Here is a 19,230-nt window from a genome sequence, read left to right on the forward strand (position 1 = left end):
CAACAAAATGGCTAAAGAAAAAAAGTTTATCACTTGTGATGGTAACGAAGCTGCCGCTCATGTAAGCTACATGTTCTCAGAAGTGGCTGCTATCTACCCTATCACGCCGTCTTCACCGATGGCAGAACATGTCGATACTTGGGCTGCCAAGGGGCGCAAGAACCTTTTCGGACAGACTGTAACCGTGCAAGAAATGCAATCTGAAGGCGGTGCAGCCGGTGCCATGCACGGCTCTTTGCAGGCCGGAGCATTGACAACAACCTTCACTGCATCGCAAGGTTTGCTGCTGATGATCCCCAATATGTACAAGATTGCGGGCGAGATGCTACCATGTGTCTTCGACGTTTCGGCTCGTACGATCGCTACACATTCGCTCTGTATCTTCGGAGACCACTCTGATGTAATGGCATGTCGCCAAACTGGTTTCGCTATGTTCTGTTCCGGTTCGGTACAAGAGGTAATGGATCTTACCGCAGTTCCACATCTCGCAACGCTTAAGACGAGCATTCCTTTCGTGAATTTCTTCGACGGATTCCGCACATCTCACGAATATCATAAGATCGAACTTATCGATCAAGACGAGATTGCTAAGCTCGTAGATCCCGAAGATATCAAACGTTTCCGCAATAGAGCACTTTCTCCGGAACGCCCGGTAACGCGCGGAACAGCGGAAAACCCCGAAACTTTCTTCACTCACCGTGAGGCTTGTAACCAATATTACGAGAATATACCCGAGATAGTTGAAGATTATCTTGGCAAAATAACTGCAATTACCGGCCGTGAATACCACCTCTTCTCATATTATGGTGCCAAAGATGCAGAGAACATCATTATTCTTATGGGCTCTGCAACCGAGGCCGCACGCGAAGCCATAGACTATCAAATAAAGCAAGGCAAGAAAGTCGGCATGATTTCCGTCCATCTCTATCGTCCTTTCTCCGTTAAACATTTGCTTGCAGCCGTACCAAAGACGGTAAAAAGAATTGCCGTTCTCGACCGTACGAAGGAGCCCGGAGCAGAAGGAGAACCTTTGTACTTGGATGTTAAGAGTGCTTTCTATAACTGCAACAGAGAAAATCAACCCTTGATAGTTGGCGGTCGGTATGGTTTAGGATCATCGGATACCACCCCTGCACATATCATCTCCGTATTCAATAACCTCGAACTTGCGGAGCCGAAAGACCACTTTACAGTCGGTATCGTAGACGATGTAACGTTCACTTCATTACCTGCTGTAGAGGAAATCCCTATGGGTGGCGAAGGTATGTTCGAAGCCAAATTCTATGGTTTGGGCGCTGATGGTACCGTAGGAGCCAATAAAAACTCGGTTAAGATTATCGGAGACAACACCGACAAGCACTGTCAGGCCTACTTTTCCTATGACTCTAAGAAGTCTGGAGGCTTCACTTGTTCGCACTTACGCTTCGGTGATAGTCCCATACATTCTACATATCAGGTAAATACACCGAACTTCGTGGCTTGTCATGTTCAGGCTTATTTGAACATGTACGACGTTATACGGGGCTTACAGAAGAACGGTACTTTCCTTTTGAATACCATCTTCGAAGGCGAAGAGCTCGTTAATTTTATTCCAAACAGAATAAAACGCTACTTTGCAAAGAACAACATCACCGTTTACTACATCAATGCAACGAAGATAGCACAGGAGATTGGGCTTGGTAACCGTACCAACACCATTCTTCAGAGCGCATTCTTCCGCATCACGAAAGTAATTCCTGTCGACCTCGCAGTAGAGCAGATGAAGAAGTTCATCGTTAAGTCATACGGAAATAAAGGGCAGGATATTGTCGATAAAAACTATGCTGCCGTAGACAGAGGCGGTGAGTACAAGCAGCTGACCGTTGATCCGTCATGGGCAAACCTGCCTGACGATAACAGTACAGGCGACGATGTACCGGCATTCATCAAGGAGATTGTACGCCCGATCAACGGACAAGTCGGCGATTTACTGAAGGTTTCGGACTTCGTAAAATACGACTTAGTAGACGGAACTTGGCACAACGGCACCGCTGCATACGAGAAGCGTGGCGTAGAGGCATTCAATCCAGAATGGACAGCAGAGAACTGTATCCAGTGTAACAAGTGCGCCTATGTTTGTCCTCACGCATGTATTCGTCCGTTCGTGCTTGATGAAGAAGAGGTGAAGACATTCGAAGACAAGACCTTAGAGATGAAGGTTCCCAAGACTATGGCAGGCATGCACTTCCGCATTCAGGTAAGTGTACTCGACTGTGTGGGCTGCGGTAACTGTGCTGATGTGTGCCCGGGCAACAAGAACGGCAAAGCTCTTGCAATGGTACCATTTACACACGACGAGCATCAGATAAGCAACTGGAATTATCTTTCAAAGAATGTAAAGAGCAAACAGCATCTTGTCGACATTAAAAGTAATGTAAAGAACTCACAGTTTGCACAGCCGCTGTTCGAATTCTCCGGTGCATGTTCCGGTTGCGGAGAGACTCCCTACGTGAAGTTGATTTCACAGTTGTATGGCGATCGCGAAATGATTTCCAACGCTACAGGTTGCTCTTCCATCTATTCCGCATCAATACCTTCCACCCCATACACCACGAACGAGGCCGGACAAGGTCCTGCATTCGACAACTCTTTGTTCGAAGATTTCTGCGAGTTCGGTCTGGGTATGTCGCTTGGAAACAAGAAGATGCGCGAGCGTATCACCGTTTTGCTGAACGAACTCATGGCAAAAGACGATACTCCCACCGACTTCAAAGAGGCCGCACAGGCATGGATAGACACCAAGAACGATGCAGACGCCTCGAAAGAATCGAGCGCGAAGCTGAAACCGCTGATTGCTGCAGGAGCAGAACACGGTTGCCCCATCTGTACAGAACTGAAGACACTCGACCACTATTTGGTAAAACGATCGCAGTGGATCATTGGCGGTGACGGCGCTTCTTACGATATCGGTTACGGTGGGCTCGACCATGTAATCGCATCAGGCGAAGACGTCAACATCCTTGTTCTTGATACCGAGGTTTATTCCAACACCGGCGGACAGAGTTCAAAAGCTACTCCTCTCGGCGCTATTGCGCAGTTTGCTGCACAAGGAAAGCGTATCCGTAAGAAAGACCTCGGCCTAATGGCGACGACGTATGGCTATGTGTACGTGGCACAAATAGCTATGGGCGCCGATCAGGCACAGACCTTGAAGGCCATTCGCGAAGCTGAAGCCTACGCAGGTCCATCGTTAATCATCGCTTACTCGCCCTGTATCAACCACGGACTGAAGGCTAAAGGCGGCATGGGCAAGAGCCAAGCCGAGGAAGCACGTGCTGTTGAGAGCGGCTATTGGCACCTTTGGAGATACAATCCGCAGCTGGCCGACGAAGGTAAGAACCCGTTCTCACTCGACTCTAAGGCACCTGATTGGAGTAAATTCCAAGACTTTTTGCTCGGTGAAGTACGCTATCTCTCGGTAAAGAAAGCCTACCCGAATGAAGCAGCCGAACTGTTCAACGCAGCAGAAGAGATGGCCAAGCTGCGTTATCAGAGCTACATCCGCAAGTCGAAAGAAGATTGGAGTCTGCCCGAAGAGGCATAAGACAGACAATAAATATTTATTATGATAAAGAAGCCTGCAAATAGTATGCAGGCTTCTTTTTTTGAATACACCTTCTTCCTCTCCTTTCAAAGGGAGGAAAACAAGTATATTTACATGTGTTTTGCCCTCCTATTAACAATCCAGCTTTCATCTCTAAGCCCGATAGATGCACTTTCTAAGACATTTAGATATTCTATCTAAATGTCTTAGAGATATTATCTGAAAACATTACCGATACCGACTGCAACAGGCACCTATAACACAATACTAATCAAAGGATTAGGGGGTTAATGCTAACGGAATACTTATATCCTACCAAAAGGATAGAGCTCAGCCCTGCTCCACCCTCTTCCGTAAAAGTTAAATCATCTAAACAAAAATAATACAATGCCGGCAAATACGTTATATTTATACTTAAACCGAATAGAATATTCACTAAACATTTATCGATTATGAAGAAAGTATTTTTGATGAGCACAGCAATTGTCGCGTTTACACTGACAAGCTGCGGAGGCAAAACCGTACCGAATGCCAACAACACAGACTCATCTGTTGTAGATACAACAGCTATGGCAAATGGGAACATGCAAAACGCAACCGATTCAATCATATCGGTTTTATCAGCTCAACTTAATGCAAAAGACACCAAGGGATTGCAAACCACCGTACAATCTGTAATAGAAAAATACAGTAAATTGATTAGTAGCGGCAATATAGAGGCTGCCAAAGCATACGCAAGCAAGGTTCAAGCTTTCTTTAACGAACATGCCGACCAGATAAACTCGGTAACTGACGGGAACAGCACTATCACCACACTGGTAAATAATATCAAAACATTGCCGACAAATGTAGAAACAACAGCTACAGATGCCGCCTCTGCCATGAAAGGTGATGCCGAAAATCTGATAAAGAAGGCAAAACAAAACGCAAAAGATGCGGCAGAAAAGAAAGCCGATGAAACGGTAGATGCTGCTAAAGACAAAACAAATAAGGCGATAGACGAAGCTAAAAAGAAAAGTAACGAGATTGCCGATAAGGCCAAAAAGGAATTAGGGCTTTAATAAATTCTATATTATAACATAACGAAAGATCGCATCACCTGACAGTGATGCGATCTTTCGTTACTGATATCATGTTTGTCTTTATCGTATTCTGTCGGCAGCTTTCACCAGTCTTTCGTCGGCCATAATGCCACGGTGTGCCATCAGACAGAAGATAAGTGCTATCAACGGCAGGCATATACCCAATACCGGCCGGAACGATCCGCACGCAGCATATTGATTAAATACGCAAAAAGCAAGATAAGCATACCATGCCATATCGAACACACAGCACCAATAACAAAGCTTAGCCTGCAGTTTACGCTTGCTGTAAAGAAAAATTGCAGCTAACGTTATTATGCAAGTGAGCATTAAGAAGATGAAAAGAGGTACATTGCCCGAGCCGAGCATACCGTTTGCATCCCTCACACCAAGATTATAGAGCACAATATTCCCGCCCATGCTTGCAGGCTCGAACAGCCCTATGGGCAAGCAAAGACAAGCCAAAGTTGCGACAAATGCCACAAGCAGGAATAAAGTTTGTTTTCGCTGTATCATTATGCCATGCCTTCATTATCCTTGGAAGGATCGCGCCAATACACGTTTCCATCTACGAATTCCTGTGTGGCAAGCAACGTCGGTTTCGGCAATTTTTCGTAATAGCGCGATATTTCGATTTGCTCACGGTTCTCGAAAACTTCTTCCAAAGAGTCGTTGTAAGAGGCGAATTCGGCAAGTTTCTTGCTCAAATCTTGCTTGATCTCTGCCGAAATCTGATTTGCCCGTTTCGAAATAATAGCAACACTTTCATAGATATTTCCCGTTTCGTTGCACAAATCCATAATGTTTCGCGTTACTGTGTTTACGGGTGCCTTTGACTTTTTATAATCCATATTTTAATTAATGATAATTTATAAATTCCATAAAATTGCAAAACGTCAATCCTTTGTAATCGTTTTGCATTTGGCAATATATCGCTCTGCCGTTTCTTTATACTTAGAATCGGGATACTCATTGATAAATCCGTAGCATTCGTCCTCGGCATCTTGATAGCGTTCGAGCTTCTTTTCATCCACACTCTGTGCAGCTAATTCGTATTTACTCTTCATGATCAGCACCGAAAAGTCTTCACGCAGTTTAGTAAAGGGATAATCTTTAAGAGCATTCTGCGCTGTAATGATGCAGGCCTCATAGTTGTTTCCGCCATAGGAACAATTATTGAAATAAGAACCCAAATCATAATATAATCGTGCTGAATAGAGCTCTTTTTTCACCAATTTATCCTGAAGATCGAATAAACGTTGTTGAGCCATTTGCTTCATCTTAGCATCGGGATAGATGTCGAGATACTCTTGAAAGGCGGCGATAGCCGAGATTGTCTGCGATTGATCAAGGCGAGGTTCGGGTGTGCTCATATATAAACTTTGCCCAACATAATATTCTGCCATCTCTGCATACTTGCCCTTGGGATAACTCTGGTAATATTTGGCAAAGGTTTGTGCAGCACCTTCATAGTCTTTACTGCAATATTGCGACATTGCAAGCATGTACAAACACTCTTCGCCGTTGTCTGTACCCTTCATCAATGTAATCAAATCGGTAAGTAAAGTGGTTGCCCTCACGAACTTGCCTTTGGCAAAACACTCCTTGGCATATTCATATTTATAAGCATAATCATTGGTCTTATAAACCTGATTGAACTCGTGAGCACAATTGCTCAGCAGAAACACTGCACATATAGAGGCGATAAATGATTTCTTCATAATCGGAACTTTGACGTGCAAAAGTACATATATTTCCTATATGTACAAAGTATTGAAAAGGATTTTTAGCAAAAAATTACGCTTATTACCGTATTACAAACGTATTTTTTAGTAATTTTGCAGAATTAAGATTTTTCGTTGATAACAATTAGATCACATTATTTTCTTCATTGTGGACTTTAAACTGACATCGAAATATGCCCCTACAGGTGACCAACCCGAAGCCATCAAGGAACTTACCCAAGGCGTGGAACGGGGCGACAAGGCGCAGGTATTGCTCGGAGTTACGGGTTCTGGCAAAACTTTCACCGTGGCCAATGTGATTGCCAATGTAAATAAACCCACGCTTATTCTTAGTCATAACAAAACTCTCGCGGCACAACTCTACGAAGAGATGAAAGGATTTTTCCCCGAAAATGCCGTAGAATATTACGTTTCTTATTACGACTATTATCAACCGGAAGCCTATCTGCCCACCACAGATACCTATATTGAGAAAGATCTCGCCATCAACGACGACATCGACAAGTTGCGTCTCTCGGCCGTAAGCGCACTGCTTTCAGGGCGCAAAGATGTGGTAGTCGTATCTTCCGTGTCGTGCATATACGGTATGGGCGGTCCTGCTGCCATGACCGATAGTGTCATCTCTATCAAAAAGGGACAGGTGCTGGATCGTAATGAGTTCCTGCGTAGGCTCGTCAACGCACTCTATGTACGCAACGACATAGACCTTCAACGCGGCTTCTTCCGCGTAAAAGGCGACACTGTAGATATCGCCATGGCCTACAGTGACAATATTCTACGGGTAACATGGTGGGATGATGAGATAGACAACATCGAGGAAGTGGATAGCCAAACATATCATCGAATGGCATCGTTCGGTGAATATCAGATATATCCGGCTAACCTTTTCGTAACATCGAAAGAACAAACTGAACAAGCTGTCCGCATGATACAAGACGATTTGGTGAAGCAGGTAGACTTCTTCACCGAACTCGGCGATAATATTAAAGCTCAGCGCATCAAGGAACGTGTGGAATATGATATGGAGATGATTAAGGAACTTGGTCATTGTAGCGGTATCGAAAATTACTCACGTTACTTCGACGGACGCGAACCGGGACAGAAACCTTATTGCCTTTTAGACTTCTTTCCCAAAGATTATCTAATGGTAATAGATGAGAGTCATGTATCGGTTCCGCAGATCAGTGCTATGTACGGAGGCGACCGTGCACGTAAGCAAAACCTCGTAGAATATGGATTTCGTTTGCCCGCAGCGTTCGACAACCGCCCATTGAAGTTCGAGGAATTCCACGAAATGATACATCAGGTCATCTACGTTTCAGCCACTCCTGCCGATTACGAATTGAATGAAGCCGAGGGAGTTGTGGTGGAACAGATCATCAGACCTACTGGATTGCTCGATCCGGAGATTGAAGTACGACCGAGTGAGAACCAAATCGATGACCTTATGGACGAAATACTCACCCGTATCAACCGCAGTGAACGCGTACTTGTTACCACTCTTACCAAACGTATGGCCGAGGAACTGACCGAATTCTTGCTTGATCACGGCATCAAAGCCAACTATATTCACAGTGATATAGCCACGCTAGACCGCGTAAAGATCATGAACGATCTGCGCGCAGGGGCTTTCGATGTACTCGTTGGAGTGAACCTCTTACGCGAAGGACTCGACCTTCCGGAAGTCTCGCTCGTAGCTATTCTCGACGCTGATAAGGAGGGCTTTCTGCGTAGTCACCGCAGTCTGACGCAGACAGCCGGCCGTGCCGCCCGCAATGTAAACGGCAAAGTCATTATGTATGCCGACACTATAACCGAAAGTATGCGCCGTACTATCGACGAAACAACGCGACGTCGAACCCTTCAACTAAAGTATAACGAGGAACATCATATTACCCCTCAGCAGATTGTGAAAGATATTAAAAGTGTGTTACCTACGAATAATGATAACGCTACAACCATCACCCAATCCACTTCTCCTATAAGGTATGCCTACTTAGAACCCGATAGTGGTGCTTTCGCAGCCGATCCCATTATTCAACGAATGACACGCGAACAACTCGAGAAGAGTATTGCCAATACCACTGCACTAATGAAACAAGCTGCCAAAGACCTTGATTTTATCCAAGCAGCACAATATCGCGACGAAATTATCCGCCTACAAGACCAGCTCGAAAGCAAGTAGCAACGAGCGGTGTTAAATATTGCTTAATCACCCACCTATCCCACATATTTTTATTACTTTTGCCCTCAACACCGTTTAAAACTCTATAAGATATGAAGAAACTCATCTTAGCGGCAATGCTATTGATGCCACTTTTCGGTAATGCACAATCGGTATTGACGCCACAGGAGCAGCTCGAAAAGGCGAAAAAAGAAGCTGAAGCGGCCAAACAAGCTGTAAAGGAAGCCAAAAGACAAGCCAAACTTGCAGCCAAGAAAGCCAAAATAAAAAATGAAGACATTAAGAATGCTGCTATCAATGAAGAGATAAAGAAAGTAAAGGCAGAAACTGAACGCCACAAAGCTGAGGCAGAAAAATACAAAATAGAGGCCGAGAAGCAAACAAAAATGAGCACTGCTCCGTCGGCAAATAATACAAACGGCAGCACCGGATGGACTGTGCCGCAGTCTTCCGACAAGGGTACGGCAGCCTCAAATCGCACATCCGGCAATTCTGCAACTACCAAAACGGACTGGAAGCATGATCCGAAATACCTCACAGGTGCCGTACCTCAGAACGCTGAAGGTAAAGTCGTGTTCACTCTCGACATAGATGTACCGGGCAAAAATGCACAGCAAATCTATGATATAGTTTACGCCTATCTCAACAATATGGCGCAAGAAGACGGACAGCAAGCCAGTCGAATCGTGCTCGTAAACCAAGATAAGAGCATTATAGTGGCAAAATATACAGAATGGCTCACCTTTTCAGAGTCGTTTCTTGCCCTTGATCGCACCTTATTTAATTACACTATCATCGGTACCTGTACCGACAACCATCTTCAACTTACCCTCGATCGCATATCATACGATTACGAGAAGGGGCGTCCGAGTGAGCTCAAAAGCAGTGCGGAAAACTATATTACGGATAAACACGCACTCAATAAGAAACAAACAGGCCTGATCAACGGCCCTGCCAAATTCCGCAGAAAGACCATAGATCGTAAAAACCAGATATTCGAAAATATCGTTCGAGCTTTACAATAAGTGCCGACAGTGCCGGTATACCATACCAGCATTCCGAATTATTCACCCATCATTCCATTTCAGACTATGAATGAAGAAAAGTTCATACCGCATCACCGTCGCGATGAAAAGCCTAAAGAAGATCGCTTTTTCCGCATTCGGAACATATTAAACATCATATTCATCATCGGTGCCCTTATAGGATTAGTGCTTTATTTCGCCACCGACCATACATCGGGCACCATTGTAATACTCGCAGCTATGGTCTTCAAGATCGCTGAAAGCTGCCTACGCTTTTTTCGTTAGATGAACAGATTTCCGATAACGCTATTTTTCTTTATCGCCACCTGTACTTCCGTATCTGCACAAATCGATCAGTTCAACCAGATAGACGTAAACGGAAACATTACCACAGGTTCGAAGAAATTAAACAATACTGACTCTTTAGGAACAGATAAGGAAATTCCTACGGGACTTAAAGTGTGGACCGTCGATCGTTACTTCGGCGACATTACACCGGCAATTCCCGATACCGTTCCCCACATGTATATGAACTCTATATTCACAACAGGCATGCGAGGAGAGTTCAACACTACAGGTAATTTGGGTGCACCGCGTATCAACCGCATATATGCCGACCGTCCGGAACCGCAAGAATTCATCTTTACCACCCCATACGATTTCTTCCTGAAACCCGTAGACAAATTCCATTTCACCAATACCCTGTCACCTTTCACCAACCTTTCTTATAATAATGCAGGTAATCGTACCGATGGCGAAGACCATTTTACAGCCAAGTTCGGTGTGAATGCAGGCAAGAAAATAGGCGTAGGTTTCAACTTCGACTATCTTTACGGGCGCGGCTATTACTCCAATCAGAGTACCGCACACTTCAATTACACCATGTACGGTTCATATATCGGCGACCGCTATCAGGCTCATCTGCTGCTTTCGACGAACCATCAAAAGGTTACCGAGAACGGTGGAATAACCAACGACAACTATATTACGCACCCGGAAAGCTTCGATGATAACTACGCTACCAGCGAAATACCCACCGTATTATCGAGGAACTGGAACCGTAACGACAATCAACATATATTCCTTACCCACCGTTACAGCTTGGGATTTAACCGTAAGGTGCCCATGACGGAGGAAGAAATCGAGGCACGTAAATTCGCCATCGAATCGAAAAAAGAGAACGAGGCACGCAAATCGTTGGAAGAAAAGCGTAAGACTGCTCGCGAAGAAGGGCGTACAATCGATGAAAAAGAGGAACAGAAAATACTGACAGCCCCATCAGGTCGTCCGGATAATGCCAAGATAGCAGGCATCGAACCGGCTGCCGTAACAGTGAAGCCTGAAGGACGTATCGCTATCAACGGTAAAAGTCAGGCCGACAGTCTGAACGCTCAAGCAGCAGTAGCCGCCAAAGATACGGCATGGCTAAAAAACGAGTATGTACCCGTAACGAGCTTCATACACACGATGTCGCTCGACAATTACCGCCGTATCTATCAGGCCTATGTCACGCCAACCGACTTTTATGCCAACACATACGTGGTAGATGAACCGCTCAGCGGCGATTCCATCTATGATAAAACGCGTTATTTCCGCTTGAAAAATATCTTTGCAATATCGTTGCTCGAAGGGTTCAATAAATGGGCAAAGGCCGGATTAAAAGCCTATGCGAGCCATGAACTGCGCCACTTCGTTCTGCCTGATCATACCGGTACGGCCACCTACAACGAACATGCCGTATATGTAGGCGGCCAACTCAGCAAAACACAAGGCCACACCCTACACTATAACGTAATCGGAGAGTTCGGAGTAACGGGCAAGGATGCCGGAAATATACGCATAGACGGTAATATCGATCTCAATTTTCCGCTATTTGGCGACACTGTACAGTTGGCCGCGAGCGGCTTTTTCCACAATACAACACCGCCATTTTACTACCGTCATTACCATGCACGTCACTTCTGGTGGGATAATGACGACCTAAATAAGACCATACACTCGCGTATTCAAGGCACTTTTAGCTATACCAAAACGCGCACAAAGCTACGTATAGCTGTGGATGAACTGAAGAATTACGCATATTTCGAACAGGGATACACTATCAACAGCAGCTACAATCGACTGAACAACACCGTGAGTGTGGCTCAAACAAGCGAACCCATCACGGTGTTTACGGCACAACTGACGCAAGATTTCACACTCGGTCCTCTTAATTGGGAGAATGTTATTACTTATCAGAAATCATCTAATCAGAACGTATTGCCTGTGCCCGATCTCAACATTTACACCAATCTTTATCTGCGTTTTAAGATTGCACACGTGTTGAAGTGCGACTTCGGTGCCGATGCACGCTACTTCACCCAATATTATGCACCCGACTACAGTCCGGCGTTAGGGCAATATGCCGTACAAACAAATACCGACACCAGCGGCGGAGACAGCCGTGTAAAGATCGGCAATTATCCTCTTGTCAACGTATATGCCAACTTCCATCTCAAACATACGCGCTTTTTCGTGATGTACAGTCACGTAAATGCCGGAAGCGGAAACAAGGAATATTTCCTCGTCCCCCACTATCCGCTCAACGAACGTATATTCCGTTTCGGCGTTAGTTGGAATTTCTTTAATTGATATTCAGGGGCTTCGGCGAGAATAAAGGGGGTGGAAAGAGTTCTCGTTTCATCCGTTTTCAGCAAGAGGCAAAAGCCGACGGCTTAGAAAAACACGGCATCAAAGCAAGACACCCGCTGCCACCAACAGACCGTAGATGAACATATTGCGTGCCGTTTCGCCGAGTATAAGGTTCAAAGCCTTGCCTTTATTGATCCTTACCATGTGCCGGTAAGTATTCGTGTGCAGCCACAGATACCCCATAGGCAGTACGAACGCTGCCCAATCGCCATAGAACAAAAACACACATCCCATCGACACAGCGAGCCAACCCATACCGAGATAAGTTATCCGAGCCATGCTTGGGCCCATTCGCACCACAATGGTACGCTTACCGGCACGGCGGTCTGTATCAATATCACGATAGTTGTTTACCAGCAACAGTGTGTCGATAACCAATCCGCAGGCTACCGATGCAACAATTACCTCGGGCGTTATTACAGTTTGTATGCCGGGCATTTCGAGATAATAAGTAATCGTTACGGGCACTATACCGAAAAATATCACCACCAGCACGTCGCCCATACCGAGATAGCTGAACCATGTAGTATAGAGAAAACAGAAAAGTACACACAACAAACCCACGAGCAGCATCTCCAATCCACCATATAAAATAAGCGGAAACCCTACGATACAAGCCAACAGAGTGGTAACAGCGATGCCTCGTTTCATATTCCCGATTGTAATCCACCCTTGTGCGCACGCTCTTCGGGGGCCCAAACGTGTATCGTCGTCGGTACCTTTAAGGCAATCAAAATAGTCGTTGATGAAATTTGCATCTACTTGCATAATGAATGCAAACAGAAAGCAGAGCACTGCCGGCACCGGTCTGATGGCCCAGTCGGCATCTTTCAGCGCCAACGCCGTGCCGATTATCAAAGGTACGGCCGCACCTGCAAGCGTCTTGGGGCGTGCAGCCAGCACCCATGCCTTCAGCGAATTTCGCTCTACAACGTTCTGTTTCATAATTTCATTCTCTTGTTCTTAGACTTCCGAACCCATACACTAACACTGTAACATACGCCAAATTACTGTTGTATGGCATCGTTCTGTTACCTCTGCATGTGCTTTTTCTTCCTGCAGAAACGGTCATCTGTGCACGACTGAATGTGCAAGAATATCTTAAAAAAACGGTAGTCGTACAGTCTATTTCTTGCAAATATAAACAGAAAAGATTATATTTGCAAGAAATAAGAAATTTCTTTTTTATGCCTACTCCCCAAGTAAAACTCGATTTAATGGAATTCATAGAGCAGAACATACTGCCGAAATATACCGAATTCGGGGCTTCCCACGGCCTTAAACACGTAATGAGAGTAATCGCAAACAGCCTTGATTTGGCACGTATAACGGGTGTCGACGCCAATATGGCATACACCGTAGCCGCCTATCACGATATTGGCATGAGCGGTCCGCGAGCCATACACCACATTACGGGTGGCAAGATACTGGCGCAAGACGCACGGTTGAAACGATGGTTCAGTAGCGAACAAATCAGAATGATGCGCGAGGCGGTGGAAGATCACCGTGCATCTACGAGTCATCAACCGCGCAATATCTACGGTAAGATAGTAGCTGAAGCCGACCGAGACCTCGATCTGGAGGAGGTGTTCCGCCGTGCTGTCGAATACGGGTTGGAGCAATATCCCGAAAAGACGGCAGAAGAACAATGGCAAAGGTTCCGCAAACACATGAACGAGAAATACTCTGTAAATGGCTACATACGCCTATGGATACCCAATTCGCCTAACGAAAAGAAATTGAGACAGCTGCGTGAAGTCATTGCAGACGACAAGAAATTAAAAGTTGCTTTCGATAGATTATACCGACAGGAGAAGGGAGAATAGCAAACATGCGTTTGCTATTCGGATGAAAGACGAGGAATGAAAGAGAAATGATCGATAGTAAAATCTTCTTTTATAATAGCAAAGAGGAAACATTGTCGGGCTTATCAATTCGCCTATCATAATACATTTTCCTCTTTAGGAGGGAGAAAAAGAGACTACAGATATATTGTCTATGCCGTACAGATGTGCCGCCTATACTTGTTAGAGAGTGCATCTGAAATCTTTAAACAGGCGCATTAAGAAATCTTCCTATAATACATTTGCAATTAATAGGTTGCGAACCGCATTCTTACTCCCATACTCTCTCACCCGCACACCAACCCTTTTTGATAATTTAACTACTCGGAGTAACATTTGTTACCGCCGTTCTTATACAAGAAAACTACCTTTGCAGCGAAATCATAATAGCAACGTAACGATGGAAAATAAAATGAAGAACTATCTTCCGAAGATAGAACTCGACAAGATGGAGCAGCTTCTGCGGATAGAAGAGGAATACGAAACCGGTAAACTTTCGCTCGAAGAAGCCCGAAAAGAGCTTGCTGAAAAAGTGGGGAGCATACGCCCTTACCATATTGCTTATATAGAACAGAACATGATGGAAGCCGATGATGACGAGTGTGTGCGTGTAGATATGCGTAAAACATTGCAGCTTCTCGACGGTATTATGGACTATTCACGTCCGCAATTGCCCGCAGATCATCCCATCATGCACTACTATCGCGAGAATGATGAGATGCGCAAACTGCTGCTGGCCGTAGAAGATTTGGTGCAATATCCTATGATCAAGAACCAATGGCTCGAGCTTTACGACAAGATAAGCCGATACCCTATCCACTACAAGCGCAAGCAAAACCAGCTCTATCCCATGCTCGAACGCAAGGGCTTCACCCGCCCTACCACCACAATGTGGAACTTCGACGACATCGTGCGCGATGAGATACGGGCGGCAGAACGACTGCTAACTAAAGACAAAGAGGAAGATTTCATTGCTAAACAGCAGACACTCATCGATTATGCCCGCGACCTGATGGAGAAAGAGGAGGCCATTCTCTATCCTACCTCACTGGCCTTGATATCCGAGGAGGAGTTTGAAGACATGAAACATGGCGATCAGGAAATCGGTTTTGCTTTCTTCAATGTAGCACACACTGCCCCTGCAGCCAAGCCGCAACCGGCATCTATGACCGGCGCAGGTTTCGCCTCCGATCTTCAATCCCTACTTTCAAAGTACGGATACAGTGCGGGCGGCAGCGATAAATTGGATGTTACCACGGGTAAACTTACGCTCGAACAGATTAATCTTATCTATCAACACTTGCCCATCGATATTTCTTTCGTAGACGAAAACGAACTCGTGTGCTTCTATTCGGATACGGATCATCGCATATTCCCGCGAAGTAAGAACGTTATCGGGCGCGAAGTAATGAATTGTCATCCGCGGAAAAGTGCGCATGTTGTACGTGAAGTCATCGATAAACTGCGAAATGGCGAGCAAGAACGTGCCGAATTCTGGATCAATAAGCCCGATTTATTCATCTATATTGTATATGTAGCCGTGAGAGACAAGCAAGGTAAGTTTCGCGGAGTGCTCGAAATGATGCAGGACTGCACTCATATTCGCTCGCTTGAAGGCTCGCAAACCCTGCTCACATGGGCCGGTCAACAGCCCGAAGAGCTGTCTGCAGCGGAAGAACAGGCCGAAGACAACGGCGAAACAGTAAGCGAAATAACGCCGAAGACACGGCTGAAAGACTTGCTCAGACAATATCCTAATCTCAAAAAACGCCTGCCGGAAATCGCTCCGGAGTTCAAGATGCTTAACTCGCCGCTTGGAAAAATCATGGCAGCAAGGGCAGATATCCAGATGATGAGTGACCGTTCGGGCATTCCGTTGCAGCATCTTATCGGCGAAATAGGTAAACTCTGTAAGGAAGAAAAACAGTAAAAAGCAGGCCGATTTATTTGCTTATTCGAATATATTGCACTAACTTTGCAACAGAAAGGATAAGGTATGGGGGGTTGTTTCGATTTGATCGGGATACTCATCAAATAATTCTGAAAACCGAGATGTCTCCTTTTGTTAATGGCGGGCCACATAAATTCCGATGGAACTAAGCAGAAATGCCGGTGGATTACAAAGGCGGAGGGCTCTCAAATCATACATGATTAGGAGTTTTCATCACATCGTCGGGCAGCCCCTTTTTATATTCTATAAAGGCAGGATACTATGTCCTGCCTTTTTAAGTAAAAAATCTTGCCATACTCTTTAGCTGGCATGGTAAAAATAGTTCACACATAAAAATAAGTAAGATTATGTTTAGCGGAATAGTAGAAGAAATGGCTACCGTGGTTGCCATCGATAAAGTGGAGGGTAATATCGACTTCTGTTTGAAATGTTCGTTCGTTGAAGAGCTGAAAATCGACCAAAGTATCGCTCACAACGGCGTATGTCTTACCGTTGTTGCAATAGAGAAAGACACTTATACGGTAACGGCAATGCGAGAAACTCTTGAACGTTCCAATCTCGGAAAGCTCAAAGTGGGCGATCGGGTGAATGTGGAACGCTCTATGATTATGAATGGTAGGCTCGACGGACATATCGTTCAAGGGCATGTAGACTGCACAGCAACGTGCATAGGCATGAAAGATGCCGATGGTTCGACATACTTCACGTTCGAATATCCGTTCGATAAAGAGGCGGCAAAGCGCGGTTATTTCACCGTAGACAAGGGCTCTGTCACCGTTAACGGCGTATCGTTGACCGTATGCGAACCCACCCGAAACAGCTTTAAGGTGGCAATTATCCCTTATACACGCGAACACACGAACTTTCATGATATCGAGATAGGTTCCATAGTTAATTTGGAATTCGATATTTTAGGCAAGTATATCGCCCGTTTGCAGGCATTGAAATAAGATTTGGAGTCTGCAAGCAGTAGCTGTTTTCAAAACATTTGTTAATATTTGCCCGTGCAAGTAAACTTTTTACTCCTTTATCGTATCTAAGGAATAAACAATGTTCGTCTGGCATAGCATGCTCTCTAAGCACCGGAACATCGTAATTATGTAACTATATAATATAAGGTATGAATAAATCGTTGACGACTTGTATCATCGGCATATCGCTTTTTATCGCCGTCAGACCTGCCTCGGCAAAGCAATGGACACTGAAGAATTGCATAGACTATGCACTAACTAACAACATTTCGTTGCAGAAAACAAGGCTGCAAAAGCAGTCTGCAGTAGAAGATATCAGGCAAAGTCAGGCCGCTTTATTGCCCTCCTTGAGCTTTTCCACAAGCCAAAATGCAACGTATCGTCCATGGCCTCAGACCGGTATAAGTAGTCAGGGTTACGTACAGTCGAGTGTTGATAAGGTTTATTACAACGGTTCTTACGGCATTAACGCTAACTGGACGATATGGAATGGGGGCAGAAATACCAACACAATTAAACTGAATAAGCTCACTGAACAGCAAGCTGCTATGGATTCAGCCACCGCTTCAAAGCAATTGATAGAACAAATAGCGCAGCTATATGTCCAAATACTCTACTCAAACGAGGCCATCGGCGTGAATAAAGCGAGTCTCGAAACGAGTAAGAAGAACGAGGAACGCGGGCAATCTATGCTGAATGTCGGTAAAATGAGCAAGGCCGATTTGGCACAGCTTACCGCTCAACGTGCACAAGACGAGTACAACATCGTGCAGGCAGAGAGCAACTTGAAGAATTACAAGCGCCAGTTGAAGCAATTACTCCAAATAACTGATGACGACGAATTTGAAGTTATCATGGACGAAAGTATCACCGACGACATGGCATTGCAGGATATACCGTCGGTAGGAACGGTATACGACGCGGCTCTATCCTCGCGTCCGGAGATACAGAACGCCCAACTCAGCATCCAAAGCAGCGACATTAACATCAAAATAGCCAAAGCCTTGCGCATGCCCACCATCGGTCTAAGCGCAGGAGTCGGGACAAGTACCACCTCTATGAACGACTTAAAGTGGGGTACACAGTTGAAAAACAACTTCGACATATCGGGAGGAATAACGGTAAGCATACCGATTTTCGACCAAAGACAGGCCAAGACGTCGGTCAATAAGGCCATTATACAGAAACAGACGTACATCCTTGACCTGAAAGACAAGCAAACTACCCTTTATTCCACTATCGAAAACTACTGGTTACAGGCCAACAACAACCAGAGTCAGTTCCGGACAGCGAGGGTAAGCACGGAAAGTGCGCAAACCAGTTATGACCTTTTGAACGAACAGTTCCGCCTCGGATTGAAGAATATCGTGGAACTTATGAAAGGTAAAGACCAATTACTCACCGCCAAACAGAACGAATTGCAGAGCAAATACCTTGCAATTCTCAACATAAACATGCTGAAATTCTATAAAAACGGCAATTTGGATTAGTCTCAAAAGGGCTAATCGTCGGGCAACATCAGTTCTTTCGGGGCAGCTACAAAGGTGGTTGCCCCGTGTTGCATCAGGAAGTCACGGTTGCGAAATCCCCAAAGTACGCTAATACAAGGCATATTACTGTTACGTGCTGTCATCACATCGACATCGCTATCGCCTATATATACCGCATCTTCACGGCTGACCTTGAGCTGACGAATGGCCTCATCAACGGTATCGGGAGACGGTTTCTTACGGATATTCTCACGTTCTCCTATCGCTACCTCTACATAATCGCCGAAGAAATGACGGCAAAGTTCCTGCGTAGCAGCATAGAATTTGTTGCTTACCACGGCAATACGTTTGCCATGTTTCTTCAAATTGGCCAGCAATTCGGGTATTCCGGAATAGGGCTTCGTTGTGTCTAAGCTATGCACCAGATAGTGCTTGCGGAACGTTTCATACGTTACATCGAACTTAGGATTATCCAATCCCTGCGGTATAGCCCGTTCCATCAGCTTTTTCACTCCGTTTCCGACAAATCTTCTTACCTCATCAAGAGTTCTCTCCGGCATACCATTCTCGCGTAAAGCATAGTTGCAACTCACCCAAAGGTCGTGAAGAGTATCGAGCAAAGTACCGTCGAGATCAAAAATATACGTTTTATATTCCATACAT

At 45.2% G+C, this 19,230-nt stretch carries 15 protein-coding genes; 10 read left to right on the top strand and 5 right to left on the bottom strand.

The genetic code is table 11. The features are described 5' to 3' along the window. The first annotated feature begins 7 nt into the window (after window positions 1-7). Together nifJ and HMPREF0663_RS11365 are read left to right on the top strand one after the other, a co-directional pair. The gene (nifJ, locus tag HMPREF0663_RS11360) at window positions 8-3,583 is read left to right on the top strand and encodes a pyruvate:ferredoxin (flavodoxin) oxidoreductase (RefSeq protein ID WP_004370701.1); all 3,576 of its coding nucleotides are present in this window, start codon (window positions 8-10) and stop codon (window positions 3,581-3,583) included. Window positions 3,584-4,035: 452 nt separating this feature from the next. Next, window positions 4,036-4,644, top strand: a complete 609-nt coding sequence (locus tag HMPREF0663_RS11365) for a hypothetical protein (protein ID WP_004370702.1) — start codon at window positions 4,036-4,038, stop codon at window positions 4,642-4,644. A gap of 81 nt (window positions 4,645-4,725) precedes the next feature. Here HMPREF0663_RS11365 and HMPREF0663_RS11370 read toward each other — a convergent pair whose 3' ends face one another. The 3 genes from HMPREF0663_RS11370 to HMPREF0663_RS11380 are packed head-to-tail and all read right to left on the bottom strand — an operon-like array spanning window position 4,726 to window position 6,386. Then, a complete protein-coding gene (locus HMPREF0663_RS11370; protein WP_004370703.1) occupies window positions 4,726-5,181 on the bottom strand; it encodes a DUF4293 domain-containing protein in 456 nt (151 codons plus the stop codon). Beyond that, a complete protein-coding gene (locus HMPREF0663_RS11375; RefSeq protein WP_004370704.1) occupies window positions 5,181-5,516 on the bottom strand; it encodes a DNA-directed RNA polymerase subunit omega in 336 nt (111 codons plus the stop codon). Before HMPREF0663_RS11375 ends, HMPREF0663_RS11370 begins: the two co-directional genes overlap by 1 nt. Before the next feature lie 45 nt (window positions 5,517-5,561). Beyond that, window positions 5,562-6,386, bottom strand: a complete 825-nt coding sequence (locus tag HMPREF0663_RS11380; RefSeq protein WP_004370705.1) for an outer membrane protein assembly factor BamD — start codon at window positions 6,384-6,386, stop codon at window positions 5,562-5,564. A 172-nt stretch (window positions 6,387-6,558) separates the two neighbouring features. Between HMPREF0663_RS11380 and uvrB the strand changes: the two genes are divergently transcribed. From uvrB to HMPREF0663_RS11400, 4 genes are all read left to right on the top strand, one after another. Further along, a complete protein-coding gene (gene uvrB / locus HMPREF0663_RS11385; RefSeq protein ID WP_004370706.1) occupies window positions 6,559-8,595 on the top strand; it encodes an excinuclease ABC subunit UvrB in 2,037 nt (678 codons plus the stop codon). Between the two features lie 92 nt (window positions 8,596-8,687). Next, window positions 8,688-9,620, top strand: coding sequence for a DUF4468 domain-containing protein (locus HMPREF0663_RS11390; protein ID WP_004370707.1), 933 nt, complete (start codon window positions 8,688-8,690; stop codon window positions 9,618-9,620). Between the two features lie 66 nt (window positions 9,621-9,686). Beyond that, complete coding sequence (locus HMPREF0663_RS11395) at window positions 9,687-9,905, top strand: hypothetical protein (protein ID WP_004370708.1); 219 nt, start codon at window positions 9,687-9,689, stop codon at window positions 9,903-9,905. Beyond that, window positions 9,906-12,251, top strand: a complete 2,346-nt coding sequence (locus HMPREF0663_RS11400; protein ID WP_004370709.1) for a putative porin — start codon at window positions 9,906-9,908, stop codon at window positions 12,249-12,251. Between the two features lie 99 nt (window positions 12,252-12,350). On the opposite strand, the gene menA is transcribed toward HMPREF0663_RS11400, so the two are convergent. Further along, window positions 12,351-13,256 carry a 1,4-dihydroxy-2-naphthoate octaprenyltransferase gene (menA, locus tag HMPREF0663_RS11405; protein ID WP_004370710.1) on the bottom strand — a complete coding sequence of 302 codons (906 nt, stop codon included), beginning with the start codon at window positions 13,254-13,256 and terminating at the stop codon, window positions 12,351-12,353. 242 nt (window positions 13,257-13,498) lie between these two features. On the opposite strand from menA, the gene HMPREF0663_RS11410 reads away from it, so the two are divergent. The 4 genes from HMPREF0663_RS11410 to HMPREF0663_RS11425 all read left to right on the top strand — a co-directional run bounded on the left by HMPREF0663_RS11410 (window position 13,499) and on the right by HMPREF0663_RS11425 (window position 18,567). Then, window positions 13,499-14,137: an HD domain-containing protein gene (locus tag HMPREF0663_RS11410; protein ID WP_016665070.1), complete on the top strand. Its 639-nt coding sequence runs from the start codon at window positions 13,499-13,501 to the stop codon at window positions 14,135-14,137. A gap of 418 nt (window positions 14,138-14,555) precedes the next feature. After that, window positions 14,556-16,085: a PAS domain-containing protein gene (locus HMPREF0663_RS11415; RefSeq protein WP_004370712.1), complete on the top strand. Its 1,530-nt coding sequence runs from the start codon at window positions 14,556-14,558 to the stop codon at window positions 16,083-16,085. Window positions 16,086-16,453: 368 nt separating this feature from the next. Then, a complete protein-coding gene (locus HMPREF0663_RS11420; RefSeq protein ID WP_004370713.1) occupies window positions 16,454-17,056 on the top strand; it encodes a riboflavin synthase in 603 nt (200 codons plus the stop codon). A gap of 170 nt (window positions 17,057-17,226) precedes the next feature. Then, on the top strand, window positions 17,227-18,567 hold the full coding sequence (locus HMPREF0663_RS11425) for a TolC family protein (RefSeq protein WP_004370714.1): 1,341 nt from the start codon (window positions 17,227-17,229) through the stop codon (window positions 18,565-18,567). Window positions 18,568-18,578: 11 nt separating this feature from the next. Here the strand turns inward: HMPREF0663_RS11425 and HMPREF0663_RS11430 are convergent, their stop codons facing one another. After that, a complete protein-coding gene (locus HMPREF0663_RS11430; RefSeq protein ID WP_004370715.1) occupies window positions 18,579-19,226 on the bottom strand; it encodes an HAD family hydrolase in 648 nt (215 codons plus the stop codon). Window positions 19,227-19,230: the final 4 nt, after the last annotated feature.

It is taken from the genome of Hoylesella oralis ATCC 33269 (assembly GCF_000185145.2).
GTDB lineage: Bacteria > Bacteroidota > Bacteroidia > Bacteroidales > Bacteroidaceae > Prevotella > Prevotella phocaeensis.

Bases quoted from the DNA above. Each gene is read 5' to 3' on its own strand.
- nifJ (WP_004370701.1), top strand. From the start codon at position 8: ATGGCTAAAGAAAAAAAGTTTATCACTTGTGATGGTAACGAAGCTGCC.
- HMPREF0663_RS11365 (WP_004370702.1), top strand. From the start codon at position 4,036: ATGAAGAAAGTATTTTTGATGAGCACAGCAATTGTCGCGTTTACACTG.
- HMPREF0663_RS11370 (WP_004370703.1), bottom strand. From the start codon at position 5,181: ATGATACAGCGAAAACAAACTTTATTCCTGCTTGTGGCATTTGTCGCA.
- HMPREF0663_RS11375 (WP_004370704.1), bottom strand. From the start codon at position 5,516: ATGGATTATAAAAAGTCAAAGGCACCCGTAAACACAGTAACGCGAAAC.
- HMPREF0663_RS11380 (WP_004370705.1), bottom strand. From the start codon at position 6,386: ATGAAGAAATCATTTATCGCCTCTATATGTGCAGTGTTTCTGCTGAGC.
- HMPREF0663_RS11390 (WP_004370707.1), top strand. From the start codon at position 8,688: ATGAAGAAACTCATCTTAGCGGCAATGCTATTGATGCCACTTTTCGGT.
- HMPREF0663_RS11395 (WP_004370708.1), top strand. From the start codon at position 9,687: ATGAATGAAGAAAAGTTCATACCGCATCACCGTCGCGATGAAAAGCCT.
- HMPREF0663_RS11400 (WP_004370709.1), top strand. From the start codon at position 9,906: ATGAACAGATTTCCGATAACGCTATTTTTCTTTATCGCCACCTGTACT.
- menA (WP_004370710.1), bottom strand. From the start codon at position 13,256: ATGAAACAGAACGTTGTAGAGCGAAATTCGCTGAAGGCATGGGTGCTG.
- HMPREF0663_RS11410 (WP_016665070.1), top strand. From the start codon at position 13,499: ATGCCTACTCCCCAAGTAAAACTCGATTTAATGGAATTCATAGAGCAG.
- HMPREF0663_RS11415 (WP_004370712.1), top strand. From the start codon at position 14,556: ATGGAAAATAAAATGAAGAACTATCTTCCGAAGATAGAACTCGACAAG.
- HMPREF0663_RS11420 (WP_004370713.1), top strand. From the start codon at position 16,454: ATGTTTAGCGGAATAGTAGAAGAAATGGCTACCGTGGTTGCCATCGAT.
- HMPREF0663_RS11425 (WP_004370714.1), top strand. From the start codon at position 17,227: ATGAATAAATCGTTGACGACTTGTATCATCGGCATATCGCTTTTTATC.
- HMPREF0663_RS11430 (WP_004370715.1), bottom strand. From the start codon at position 19,226: ATGGAATATAAAACGTATATTTTTGATCTCGACGGTACTTTGCTCGAT.